An 11,822-nucleotide genomic window follows, 5' to 3' on the forward strand; every position below is an offset into this window, starting at 1 on the left:
CGGTATATAAAACCGTTACTGCTTTCATCACCGTTATAAATATTATGACTATAAGATAGTCATCACATTTATAAGGGTGCGCAATGGCCGTTACTGTACTGAAAAAAGGAACTCTGGCGCTGGCAGGTTTACTGCTGGTGGCACAGGCGCAGGCGACTGAACTGTTGAACAGTTCGTATGACGTCTCCCGCGAGCTGTTTGCCGCCCTTAACCCCCCGTTCGAACAGCAGTGGGCGAAAGACAGTAACGGCGACAAGCTGACCATCAAGCAGTCTCACGCCGGGTCGTCCAAGCAGGCGCTGGCCATCCTTCAGGGGCTGAAAGCGGATGTGGTGACCTACAACCAGGTGACTGACGTGCAGATCCTGCATGACAAAGGCAAGCTCATCCCGGCGGACTGGCAGAGCCGTCTGCCGAACAACAGCTCGCCGTTCTACTCCACCATGGGCTTCCTGGTGCGCAAGGGCAATCCGAAGAATATCCACGACTGGAGCGACCTGGTGCGTTCCGACGTGAAGCTGATCTTCCCGAACCCAAAAACCTCCGGTAACGCGCGTTACACCTATTTAGCGGCGTGGGGCGCGGCGGACAAGGCTGACGGCAACGATAAAGCCAAAACCGAGCAGTTCATGACCCAGTTCCTGAAAAACGTCGAAGTGTTCGATACCGGCGGCCGCGGGGCGACCACGACCTTCGCAGAGCGCGGCCTGGGCGATGTGCTGATCAGCTTTGAGTCGGAAGTGAACAATATCCGCAAGCAGTATGAAGCGCAGGGCTTTGAGGTGGTTATCCCGAAAACCAACATTCTGGCCGAGTTCCCGGTCGCATGGGTGGATAAAAACGTGCAGGCGAACGGTACCGAGAAAGCGGCAAAAGCCTATCTCAACTACCTGTACAGCCCTCAGGCGCAGACCATCATTACCGATTACTACTACCGCGTGAACAACCCGGACGTGATGAACAAGCTGAAAGATAAATTCCCGCAGACCGCGCTGTTCCGCGTGGAAGATCATTTCGGCTCCTGGCCAGATGTGATGAAAACGCATTTTGCCAGCGGCGGTGAGTTAGACAAACTGCTGGCGGCGGGGCATAAGTAATGTTTGCAGTCTCGACCAAACGCGTGCTGCCGGGCTTTACCCTAAGCCTCGGAACCAGCCTGCTGTTCGTCTGCCTGATTCTGCTGTTGCCGCTCAGCGCGCTGGTGATGCAGCTTGCGCAGATGAGCTGGGCCCAGTACTGGGACGTGATCACCAACCCGCAGGTGGTGGCGGCCTATAAGGTGACGCTGCTGTCGGCGTTTGTCGCCTCCATTTTTAACGGCGTGTTTGGCCTGCTGATGGCGTGGATTTTGACCCGCTATCGCTTCCCGGGCCGCACGCTGCTTGACGCCCTGATGGATCTGCCGTTTGCGCTGCCGACGGCGGTCGCGGGCTTAACCCTCGCGTCGCTCTTCTCCGTGAACGGGCTGTACGGCGAGTGGCTGGCGAAATTTGACATCAAGGTGACCTATACCTGGCTTGGTATCGCGGTGGCGATGGCCTTTACCAGCATCCCGTTTGTGGTGCGTACCGTGCAGCCGGTGCTGGAAGAGTTAGGTCCGGAATACGAAGAAGCGGCGGAAACGCTGGGCGCCACGCGCTGGCAGAGTTTCCGCAAAGTGGTGCTGCCGGAGCTGTCTCCGGCGCTGATGGCGGGCGTCGCGCTGTCGTTTACCCGCAGCCTCGGCGAGTTCGGTGCGGTGATTTTTATCGCCGGGAACATCGCCTGGAAAACGGAAGTGACCTCGCTGATGATTTTCATTCGCCTGCAGGAGTTTGATTATCCGGCGGCGAGCGCGATCGCTTCGGTGATCCTCGCGGCCTCGCTGCTGCTGCTGTACTCGATTAACACTCTGCAAAGTCGCTTTGGTCGACGTGTGGTAGGTCACTGATGGCGGAAGTTACGCAATTGAAGCGATACGATGCGCCCCGCATCAACTGGGGTAAATGGTTTCTGATTGGGGCGGGCGTGCTGGTTTCCGCCCTCATTCTCGTCGTGCCGACGATTTATATCTTCGTTCAGGCGTTCAGCAAGGGCCTGATGCCCGCGCTGGAAAACCTGGCGAACCCGGATATGCTGCACGCCATCTGGCTGACCGTGCTGATTGCCCTGATCACCGTCCCGGTGAACCTGGTGTTCGGTACCCTGCTGGCGTGGCTGGTGACGCGCTTTAATTTCCCGGGACGTCAGCTGCTGCTGACCCTGCTGGATATTCCGTTTGCCGTGTCGCCGGTGGTGGCGGGCCTGGTGTATCTGCTCTTCTACGGCTCTAACGGACCGCTGGGCGGCTGGCTGGATGCGCATAACCTGCAGATCATGTTCGCCTGGCCGGGCATGGTGCTGGTCACCATCTTCGTGACCTGCCCGTTCGTGGTGCGCGAGCTGGTGCCGGTGATGTTAAGCCAGGGGAGCAACGAAGACGAAGCGGCGGTGCTGCTGGGTGCGTCGGGCTGGCAGATGTTCCGCCGCGTGACCCTGCCGAACATCCGCTGGGCGCTGCTTTATGGCGTGGTGCTGACCAATGCCCGCGCGATTGGTGAATTCGGTGCCGTTTCCGTCGTCTCTGGCTCCATTCGGGGTGAAACCCTGTCGCTGCCGCTGCAGATTGAACTCCTGCAGCAGGACTACAACACCATCGGCGCCTTTACTGCCGCAGCGTTGCTGACGCTGATGGCGATTTTGACCCTGTTTTTGAAGAGTGTGGTGCAGTGGCGTTTAGAAAATCAGGAAAAACGTCAGCATCAGGAGGGAAATCATGAGCATTGAGATTGCCAATATTAAGAAGTCTTTTGGTCGCACCCAGGTGCTGAATGATATCTCGCTGGATATCCCTTCCGGACAAATGGTGGCGCTGCTGGGGCCGTCTGGCTCGGGCAAAACCACGCTGCTGCGTATTATCGCCGGGCTTGAGCACCAGACCAGCGGGCACATCCGCTTCCACGGCACTGACGTGAGCCGCCTGCACGCCCGCGATCGTCAGGTGGGCTTTGTGTTTCAGCATTACGCGCTGTTCCGCCACATGACCGTGTTCGACAACATTGCGTTTGGCCTGACCGTGCTGCCGCGTCGTGAGCGTCCGGATGCGGCAACCATTAAGGCGAAAGTGACCAAACTGCTGGAGATGGTGCAGCTGGCGCATCTGGCGGACCGTTTCCCGGCCCAGCTGTCCGGCGGGCAGAAACAGCGCGTGGCGCTGGCGCGCGCGCTGGCCGTTGAGCCGCAAATTCTGCTGCTGGACGAACCCTTCGGCGCGCTGGATGCGCAGGTGCGTAAAGAGCTGCGCCGCTGGCTGCGTCAGCTTCATGAAGAGCTGAAATTCACCAGCGTCTTCGTGACCCACGACCAGGAAGAGGCGATGGAAGTCGCGGATCGCGTGGTGGTCATGAGTCAGGGCAACATTGAGCAGGTTGACGAGCCGGAGCAGCTCTGGCGTGAACCGGCGACCCGCTTCGTGCTGGAGTTTATGGGCGAGGTGAACCGCCTGCAGGGCACCATTCGCGGTGGTCAGTTCCACGTGGGCGCGCACCGCTGGCCGCTGGGCTATACCTCCGCGCATCAGGGCCCGGTCGATCTGTTCCTGCGTCCGTGGGAAGTGGACGTGAGCCGTCGAACCAGCCTGGACTCACCGCTGCCGGTACAGGTGCTGGAAGCGAGCCCTAAAGGGCATTACACCCAACTGGTGGTTCAGCCGCTGGGCTGGTACACCGAGCCGCTGACCGTGGTCATGCGCGACGACGTCCCGCCGCATCGGGGAGAGCGCCTGTTTGTCGGTCTTCAGCATGCCCGTATTTATCACGGCAAGGAACGCATCGAGACGCGCGAGGATATTGCTCTGGCGGAGTCAGCCTGATAGGTTATTAGGATGTTTATCGCCCGGTGGCGCTGCGCTGACCGGGCCTACAGCTAAAACTGCGTCTTGTAGGCCGGGATCGCTGCGCGCAACCCGGCTTTTTTATTGAGTAAAAATCGTGAATACACTCGAACACACCATCGGCAATACCCCTCTGGTCAAACTTCAGCGCATGGGGCCGGATAACGGCAGCGAAATCTGGGTCAAACTCGAAGGCAATAACCCGGCGGGGTCGGTGAAAGACCGTGCCGCACTGTCGATGATCGTCCAGGCCGAAAAGCGCGGCGAGATTAAGCCGGGCGACGTGCTGATTGAAGCCACCAGCGGCAACACCGGTATCGCCCTGGCGATGATTGCGGCGCTGAAAGGCTACCGCATGAAGCTGCTGATGCCGGATAACATGAGCCAGGAGCGCCGCGCCGCGATGCGTGCCTACGGAGCCGAGCTGATTCTGGTGACCAAAGAGCAGGGGATGGAAGGCGCGCGCGACCTGGCGTTAGAAATGGCCGAGCGCGGCGAAGGTAAACTGCTCGATCAGTTTAACAACCCGGACAACCCTTACGCGCACTACACCACCACCGGCCCGGAAATCTGGCAGCAAACCGACGGGCGCATTACCCATTTTGTCTCCAGCATGGGCACCACGGGGACCATTACCGGCGTATCCCGTTTTCTGCGCGAGCAGGCGAAAGCCGTCACCATCGTTGGCCTGCAGCCGGAAGAGGGGAGCAGCATTCCGGGCATCCGCCGCTGGCCGGCGGAGTATATGCCCGGCATTTTTAATGCACAGCTTGTGGACCAGGTGCTGGATCTTCACCAGCGCGAGGCGGAAAATACCATGCGTGAGCTGGCCGTCCGCGAAGGTATCTTCTGCGGCGTCAGCTCGGGCGGCGCGGTAGCGGGTGCGATTCGGGTAGCGCAGGCAAACCCGGGTGCGGTAGTGGTGGCGATTATTTGCGATCGCGGCGATCGCTATCTCTCTACCGGCGTCTTTGGTGAAGAGAGTTATTCGCAGGGGGCGGGGATTTAAGCGTCATGGAGATGATTCTATTCCGGGATAATACCCGGGCGCAGCAAACCGACATTGTCGCCGTGCAGTCGCAGGTGGTTTACGGCAGCGTGGGGAACAGCATTGCGGTACCGAATATTCGTACCCACAGGCTGAACGTCACCGCCGTGCCGACGGTACTGTTCAGCAACACGCCGCACTATGACACCTTCTACGGCGGCGTGATCCCCGATGAGTGGTTCAGCGGCTACCTGAAGGCGCTGGAAGAGCGAGAGATCCTGCGCGAGCTTAAGGCGGTCACCACCGGCTATATGGGCAGTGCCAGCCAGATTGTCCTGCTGGCGCAGTGGCTGAAGGCGGTCAAAGCGCAGCATCCTGACCTGCTGGTGCTGGTCGATCCGGTTATCGGCGATATCGACAGCGGGATGTACGTGAAGCCCGAGATCCCCAAGGCGTATCGGGAGCACCTGCTGCCGCTGGCGCAGGGGATTACGCCAAACGTCTATGAGCTGGAAGTGTTAAGCGGCAAGCCGTGCCGCACGCCGGAAAGCGCCATCGCGGCGGCACAGGGACTGCTCTCCGACAGCCTGAAATGGGTGGCGATCACCAGTGCGCCGGTGACCGACGATCCGCAAAACATCCACGTGGTGCTGGTTTCACGCGAGGGCGTCACCGTCAGCGCGCATCCGCGCGTAGAGACCGATCTGAAGGGAACGGGCGATCTGTTCTGTTCAGAGCTGGTGAGCGGCATTGTTGAGGGGAAAACCGTTACCGATGCCATTCGCATGGCCGGCGATCGGGTGACTGACGTCATGCTGTATACCCAGTCGAAAGGCTACGACGAGCTTATCCTCCCGGCATAAACAAAAATGGCGCCCGAAGGCGCCATTTTTCTGTGCGGCAAGAATTATTTCTTGATGCGGATAACCGGGGTTTCACCCACGGTGACGCTGCCAGACAGTTTGATCAGTTCTTTGATTTCGTCCATGTTGGAGATAACAACCGGCGTCAGGGTAGACTTGGCTTTTTCTTCCAGCAGTGGCAGATCGAATTCAATCACCGGGTCGCCAACTTTCACACGCTGGCCTTCTTCCGCGATACGTTTGAAGCCTTCGCCTTTCAGTTCAACGGTGTCGATACCGAAGTGAACGAACAGTTCGATACCGCTATCAGATTCGATAGAGAACGCATGGTTGGTTTCAAAAATTTTACCGATGGTGCCGTCAACTGGAGCAACCATTTTGTTGCCAGTTGGTTTGATAGCAATGCCATCACCAACGATTTTCTCAGCAAACACTACATCCGGCACGTCTTCGATGTTGACGATCTCGCCGGAGAGCGGAGCAACAATCTCAATAGTTCCGGAGTCTTTCTTATCATCAGAAACCAGAGATTTCAGTTTATCGAACAAACCCATGATCTTCTCCTAAGCAGTAATTTGGGCCGCATCTCGTGGATTAGCAGATTGTTTTTTCTTCAATGAACTTGTTAACCAGCGTCATTAACTCGTCCGTTGTCGGTTGAGCAAGAGCCTGCTCTGCTAACACCTTCGCATCTTCGAAGTTCGTGTTACGGATAATCTTCTTAATGCGCGGGATGGAAATGGCGCTCATAGAGAATTCGTCCAGACCCATACCCAGCAACAGAAGTGTAGCACGTTCGTCGCCTGCAAGCTCACCACACATGCCAGTCCATTTACCTTCTGCATGAGAAGCATCAATAACTTGCTTGATCAAGTTCAGTACGGACGGTGACATTGGCTGGTAGAGATGTGAAATCATATCATTACCACGGTCAACTGCCAGGGTGTACTGCGTTAAATCATTGGTGCCGATACTAAAGAAATCAACTTCTTTGGCTAAATGACGCGCAATGGTCGCCGCCGCAGGTGTTTCCACCATCACGCCGATCTCGATTGACTCGTCAAATGCTTTACCTTCGTCGCGCAGTTCCTGCTTGTAGATTTCGATCTCTTTCTTCAGTGCACGCACTTCTTCAACAGAGATGATCATTGGGAACATGATGCGCAGCTTACCGAACGCAGAGGCACGCAGGATTGCGCGAACCTGGTCACGCAGGATCTCTTTACGATCCATCGCAATACGCACGGCACGCCAGCCCAGGAACGGGTTCTCTTCTTTCGGGAAGTTCATGTACGGCAGCTCTTTGTCGCCACCGATGTCCATGGTACGGACGATAACCGCCTGAGAGCCACAGGCTTCAGCAACGGCTTTATACGCAGCAAACTGCTCTTCTTCCGTTGGCAGCGCGTCGCGGTCCATGAACAGGAATTCTGTACGATAGAGACCAACGCCTTCCGCACCGTTGCGCTCAGCACCATCAACGTCGCGGACGGTACCGATGTTTGCGCACACTTCTACCTGATGGCCGTCCAGAGTGATGGCTGGCAGGTCTTTCAGCTTAGCGAGTTCCGCTTTTTCAGTCGCAACCTGCTCCTGAACCGCGCGCAGTTTTTCGATCTCTTCGTTAGTTGGGTTGACGTAAACCAGATTGTTTACGGCATCCAGAATCAGATAATCGCCGTTTTTCACCTGAGAGGTGACGCTACCGGTACCCACGATGGCAGGCAGTTCCAGAGAACGCGCCATGATAGAGGTGTGGGAGGTACGGCCGCCCGCATCGGTGATGAAACCGAGGACCTTTTTCAGGTTCAGCTGTGCGGTTTCAGATGGGGTGAGGTCAGCGGCAACCAGGATCACTTCATCCTGAATCGCGCTCAGGTCGATAATGGCCAGACCCAGGATGTTGCGCAGCAGGCGCTTACCGATGTCACGTACGTCAGCCGCACGCTCTTTCAGGTATTCATCATCCAGTTCTTCCAGGGCAGTTGCCTGACCTTCGATAACTTCATGCGCAGCCGCGTCGGCCGTCATGCCTTTATCTTTAATCAGGGCTATGATTTCCTGCTCCAGCTCCTCATCTTCGAGCAGCATGATGTGCCCTTCGAAGATGGCTTCTTTTTCTTCACCGAAAGTTTCGCCAGCTTTAGTTTTGATTGCTTCCAGTTGCGCAGATGCCTTGGCACGACCGCTCAGAAAACGTTCAACTTCCTGATCAACCTTGTCGGCAGAAATTTTTTTCCGGTCGATGACGATCTCGTCTTCTTTCAGCAGCAGTGCTTTGCCGAAAGCGATACCCGGGGATGCTAAAATGCCTGAAATCATAACCCTACCTTACTTGTGACTGATATTTAAAAGAACCCGGAAACTTACTCGAGCTCAGCCATCAGTTTTACCAGATGCTCAACTGCTTTCTGCTCGTCTTCACCTTCCGCAGAGATGGTGACTACGGTGCCCTGAGTCAGGCCCAGAGTCTGCAGTTTGAACAGGCTTTTTGCGCTGGCGCTTTTGCCGTTGGAAGTCACAGTGATTTCAGAAGTGAAGCCTTTCGCTTCTTTAACAAACTGAGCAGCAGGGCGGGTGTGCAGACCGTTCGGAGCGGTAATGGTAACTTCTTGCTGGAACATTGTATTTCCCCAACTTATAGGTTTAGTGTTGTGGAACTAAAGTCTAGCCTGGCGACTGAACTTTAGCCTGTATTGTTAGCGCTGACGTTTCGATCGTCATTAAACATTATGCAGCGAAAGCAAGACTTGAACCAAATCATAAAATCGATTCAGCAAGGCTATTTCGTTCGCTGATTAATTTCACGCATCAAAATAATTGCTGGTTTAAATACCAGACCCAACGGGGTGAAGCAATGCCAGGAGGGGCAAAAGTTTGAAGCAGGCCACAAAAAAGCACCTGAAAAGGTGCTTTTTTACGCGTTATTAACATAGTGGCACTACTGTTGCAGCTCTTTTTCAGTGAACAGATCGGCAAACAGTGCGGTGCTCAAGTAACGCTCACCCGAGGAAGGAAGGATAACCACAATATTCTTATTGGTAAAGGCCTCATCTTCCTGAAGTTTAAGCGCTGCCGCAACGGCCGCACCGGAAGAGATACCTGCCAGAATGCCTTCTTCGTCCATCAGGCGACGCGCGGTAGAGATGGCTTCTTCGTTCGTGATAGTGACTACTTTATCAATCAGCTTCAGATCCAGGTTGCCCGGAATGAAGCCTGCGCCAATCCCCTGAATTTTGTGCGGGCCGGGTTTGAGCTCTTCCCCCGCCAGGGCCTGGGTGATAACCGGTGAATCAGTCGGCTCAACGGCAACGGTGATCAGCTCTTTTTTACCTTTGGTGCCTTTAATATAGCGTGACACGCCGGTCAGCGTGCCGCCGGTACCTACGCCGGAGATAAAGACGTCAACCTGGCCGTCGGTATCTTCCCAGATTTCCGGGCCGGTAGTCTTCTCGTGAATTTCCGGGTTAGCCGGGTTACTGAACTGCTGTAGCAGCAGGTATTTCGCCGGATCGCTGGCCACAATCTCTTCGGCTTTCTGAATGGCACCCTTCATGCCCTTCGCGCCTTCGGTCAGCACCAGGTTCGCGCCCAGCGCTTTAAGCAGCTTACGACGCTCGATGCTCATGGTTTCAGGCATGGTCAGCGTCAGCTTGTAGCCGCGCGCGGCAGCAACATAGGCCAGAGCGATCCCGGTATTGCCGCTGGTGGGTTCCACCAACTCAACGCCCGGCTTCAGTACGCCACGTTTTTCAGCATCCCAAATCATGTTTGCACCGATACGGCATTTTACGCTGAAGCTCGGGTTACGTGATTCGACCTTCGCCAGAATGCGTCCATTACCGATACGGTTCAGTCGAACCAGGGGCGTATGACCGATAGTCAGCGAGTTGTCTTCATAAATCTTACTCATGGCCTGTCCTTAACTGTATGAAATTGGGATACCGACCCAGCATACCTGCTAAGCAGGTAGGGGGAAGTAAGGAATTCGCATATCTATATACTGCAAGGAAATAATGGGGATCAGTATGGAATAAGGGGCGGCATAAGCCACCCCTGCTTTACACATTTTTGCATTATTTCCATAACGCGTGCTTAGCACGGTAGCAGTCGACCCACATGGCGGTCGCGCCGCAAACGGCAACCGGCATGATGAACAGATTCAGGAACGGAATCATAGTGAACAGGCTGGTCAGCGCGCCAAACTGCATATTGGCGATCTTCTGGCTGCGCAGGGCAGTGCGCATCTCTTTAAACGGCACCTTGTGGTTATCGAACGGATAGTCGCAGTACTGGATAGCCAGCATCCAGGCGCTGAACAGGAACCACAGCACCGGTGCCACCGTCTGGCCAATGCCGGGCACAAAATAGAGGATAAGCAGCACAACCGCGCGGGGCAGGTACCAGGCAAACTTCTGCCATTCACGCTTCATAATGCGAGGGAGGTCTTTCATGATCCCCAGGATGCCCGTGTCCGGCGGTGTTGCGCCGGTAAGGCGCGCTTCCAGCTGTTCCGCCAGCAAACCGTTAAACGGCGCGGCTATCCAGTTGGCAATCGTCGAGAAGAAGTAGCCAAATACCAGCAAAACGGAGATCACCGCCACCGGCCAGAGCAGGTAGTTAAGCCACTGCAGCCAGTCCGGCACGTAGTTCATCAGCGATGGGATCCAGCTTTCCAGTTTTGTGAACAGCCACCAGAACGCGCCGCCCATCAGAATAATGTTGATCAACAGCGGCAGAATGACGAAGCGTCGAATACCCGGCAGAGAGACCAGTTTCCAGCCCTGAGAAAAATACCAGACGCCGCTGCGCGGGGGAGAAGAAGATGTTGAAACCATAGCCAGGCTGTACTCCTTTTTACACAACCAGTGGAATTGCCCGCCTATATTATCCACTTACGGACCAATGACCAGTTCGGAAATGTTCGAAAAACCAGCAAAAAGCACGATTTCCTTCATCTTTATGCTGTGAATGCTCTGCACACACTTGCACTTGACGTAAACGGCAAATACTCTTAGTGAGTAAATGTTTGCCGTGGTGGCAAGGTGTTAGAACAACAGAGAATATAATGATGCAGGATTTGCGTCTGATATTAATCATTGTTGGCGCGATCGCCATAATCGCTTTACTGGTACATGGTTTCTGGACCAGCCGTAAAGAGCGTTCCTCGATGTTTCGCGATCGCCCACTGAAGCGCATGAAGTCCAGTCGTGACGACGATGACAGTGAAGATGACATCGATGGAAGCGACGATGACGGCGTGGGTGAAGTTCGTGTTCATCGGGTCAATACTGCGCCCGGCGTAGGCCATGGGGAGCATGAAGCACCTCGTCCTTCGCAGCACCAGTATCAACCGCCGTATGCTTCCGCACAGCCGCGCCAGCCAGCGCCGCAGCCTGTGGAAGAACCGGTGCGCCAGCCGCCGCAACAGCCTGTGTATCAGCAGCCTGCTGCGCCACAGCCGGTTCAACAGCAACCCGTGCAGCAGCCTGTGCAACAGCAGCCTGCACAACCGGTACATCAGCCGCATCAACCTGTTCATGTTCAACCTGCGCCGCAGCCCGCTCCGGCCCCGCACGTTGAGCCTGAGCCCGTTGTAGAGCCAGAGCCGGTTGTTGAAAAACCGCAGCGTAAAGAAGCGGTGATCATCATGAACGTGGCCGCCCATCACGGCAGCCATCTGAACGGTGACGTACTTCTGAACAGTATTCAACAGGCCGGCTTCAAGTTTGGTGATATGAATATCTTCCATCGTCACCTGAGCCCGGACGGTAGCGGCCCGGCGCTATTTAGCCTGGCCAATATGGTTAACCCTGGCACATTCGACCCAGAAATGACGGGCGATTTCGTGACGCCGGGTGTCACTATCTTTATGCAGGTGCCGTCCTACGGCGACGAACTGCAGAACTTTAAGCTGATGCTGCAATCCGCTCAGCACATCGCTGACGAAGTGGGTGGTGTGGTGCTCGACGATCAGCGTCGCATGATGACCCCGCAGAAGCTGCGTGAGTATCAGGACCGCATCCGCGAAGTTAAGGAAGCCAACGCGTAACCGACGCGT

Annotated in this window: 12 protein-coding genes; 7 read left to right on the forward strand and 5 right to left on the reverse strand. The window is 55.8% G+C overall.

Features of this window, described 5'->3' with window-relative positions; all coding sequences use genetic code 11:
- Window positions 1-83: 83 nt before the first annotated feature.
- The 6 genes from LLF79_RS00705 to pdxK all read left to right on the forward strand — a co-directional run bounded on the left by LLF79_RS00705 (window position 84) and on the right by pdxK (window position 5,761).
- Window positions 84-1,097: a sulfate ABC transporter substrate-binding protein gene (locus LLF79_RS00705; protein ID WP_227878999.1), complete on the forward strand. Its 1,014-nt coding sequence runs from the start codon at window positions 84-86 to the stop codon at window positions 1,095-1,097.
- The gene (gene cysT / locus LLF79_RS00710; protein WP_008501609.1) at window positions 1,097-1,930 is read left to right on the forward strand and encodes a sulfate/thiosulfate ABC transporter permease CysT; all 834 of its coding nucleotides are present in this window, start codon (window positions 1,097-1,099) and stop codon (window positions 1,928-1,930) included. Before LLF79_RS00705 ends, cysT begins: the two co-directional genes overlap by 1 nt.
- Window positions 1,930-2,805: a sulfate/thiosulfate ABC transporter permease CysW gene (gene cysW, locus LLF79_RS00715; protein ID WP_008501608.1), complete on the forward strand. Its 876-nt coding sequence runs from the start codon at window positions 1,930-1,932 to the stop codon at window positions 2,803-2,805. The genes cysT and cysW overlap by 1 nt, the downstream gene beginning before the upstream one ends.
- On the forward strand, window positions 2,795-3,889 hold the full coding sequence (gene cysA, locus LLF79_RS00720) for a sulfate/thiosulfate ABC transporter ATP-binding protein CysA (RefSeq protein ID WP_227879000.1): 1,095 nt from the start codon (window positions 2,795-2,797) through the stop codon (window positions 3,887-3,889). Before cysW ends, cysA begins: the two co-directional genes overlap by 11 nt.
- Before the next feature lie 118 nt (window positions 3,890-4,007).
- Window positions 4,008-4,919, forward strand: coding sequence for a cysteine synthase CysM (gene cysM, locus LLF79_RS00725; RefSeq protein WP_008501606.1), 912 nt, complete (start codon window positions 4,008-4,010; stop codon window positions 4,917-4,919).
- A 5-nt stretch (window positions 4,920-4,924) separates the two neighbouring features.
- Complete coding sequence (pdxK, locus tag LLF79_RS00730) at window positions 4,925-5,761, forward strand: pyridoxine/pyridoxal/pyridoxamine kinase (protein ID WP_227879001.1); 837 nt, start codon at window positions 4,925-4,927, stop codon at window positions 5,759-5,761.
- Window positions 5,762-5,805: 44 nt separating this feature from the next.
- On the opposite strand, the gene crr is transcribed toward pdxK, so the two are convergent.
- From crr to cysZ, 5 genes are all read right to left on the reverse strand, one after another.
- A complete protein-coding gene (crr, locus tag LLF79_RS00735) occupies window positions 5,806-6,315 on the reverse strand; it encodes a PTS glucose transporter subunit IIA (RefSeq protein ID WP_003861316.1) in 510 nt (169 codons plus the stop codon).
- 40 nt (window positions 6,316-6,355) lie between these two features.
- Entirely contained in the window at window positions 6,356-8,083 is a 1,728-nt protein-coding gene (gene ptsI / locus LLF79_RS00740; protein ID WP_008501604.1) for a phosphoenolpyruvate-protein phosphotransferase PtsI, read from the reverse strand.
- A 44-nt stretch (window positions 8,084-8,127) separates the two neighbouring features.
- The gene (gene ptsH / locus LLF79_RS00745) at window positions 8,128-8,385 is read right to left on the reverse strand and encodes a phosphocarrier protein Hpr (RefSeq protein ID WP_000487600.1); all 258 of its coding nucleotides are present in this window, start codon (window positions 8,383-8,385) and stop codon (window positions 8,128-8,130) included.
- 317 nt (window positions 8,386-8,702) lie between these two features.
- Complete coding sequence (gene cysK, locus LLF79_RS00750) at window positions 8,703-9,674, reverse strand: cysteine synthase A (protein WP_008501603.1); 972 nt, start codon at window positions 9,672-9,674, stop codon at window positions 8,703-8,705.
- 163 nt (window positions 9,675-9,837) lie between these two features.
- Window positions 9,838-10,599: a sulfate transporter CysZ gene (gene cysZ, locus LLF79_RS00755; RefSeq protein ID WP_227879002.1), complete on the reverse strand. Its 762-nt coding sequence runs from the start codon at window positions 10,597-10,599 to the stop codon at window positions 9,838-9,840.
- Between the two features lie 230 nt (window positions 10,600-10,829).
- Between cysZ and zipA the strand changes: the two genes are divergently transcribed.
- Entirely contained in the window at window positions 10,830-11,813 is a 984-nt protein-coding gene (gene zipA, locus LLF79_RS00760; protein WP_045371043.1) for a cell division protein ZipA, read from the forward strand.
- Window positions 11,814-11,822 lie beyond the last annotated feature (9 nt).

Source organism: Enterobacter cloacae complex sp. 2021EL-01169 (assembly GCF_020733125.1).
Classification (GTDB): domain Bacteria; phylum Pseudomonadota; class Gammaproteobacteria; order Enterobacterales; family Enterobacteriaceae; genus Enterobacter; species Enterobacter roggenkampii.

Coding starts and splice junctions, on each gene's coding strand:
- LLF79_RS00705 (WP_227878999.1), top strand. CDS start 84: ATGGCCGTTACTGTACTGAAAAAAGGAACTCTGGCGCTGGCAGGTTTA.
- cysT (WP_008501609.1), top strand. CDS start 1,097: ATGTTTGCAGTCTCGACCAAACGCGTGCTGCCGGGCTTTACCCTAAGC.
- cysW (WP_008501608.1), top strand. CDS start 1,930: ATGGCGGAAGTTACGCAATTGAAGCGATACGATGCGCCCCGCATCAAC.
- cysA (WP_227879000.1), top strand. CDS start 2,795: ATGAGCATTGAGATTGCCAATATTAAGAAGTCTTTTGGTCGCACCCAG.
- pdxK (WP_227879001.1), top strand. CDS start 4,925: ATGGAGATGATTCTATTCCGGGATAATACCCGGGCGCAGCAAACCGAC.
- crr (WP_003861316.1), bottom strand. CDS start 6,315: ATGGGTTTGTTCGATAAACTGAAATCTCTGGTTTCTGATGATAAGAAA.
- ptsI (WP_008501604.1), bottom strand. CDS start 8,083: ATGATTTCAGGCATTTTAGCATCCCCGGGTATCGCTTTCGGCAAAGCA.
- ptsH (WP_000487600.1), bottom strand. CDS start 8,385: ATGTTCCAGCAAGAAGTTACCATTACCGCTCCGAACGGTCTGCACACC.
- cysK (WP_008501603.1), bottom strand. CDS start 9,674: ATGAGTAAGATTTATGAAGACAACTCGCTGACTATCGGTCATACGCCC.
- cysZ (WP_227879002.1), bottom strand. CDS start 10,599: ATGGTTTCAACATCTTCTTCTCCCCCGCGCAGCGGCGTCTGGTATTTT.
- zipA (WP_045371043.1), top strand. CDS start 10,830: ATGATGCAGGATTTGCGTCTGATATTAATCATTGTTGGCGCGATCGCC.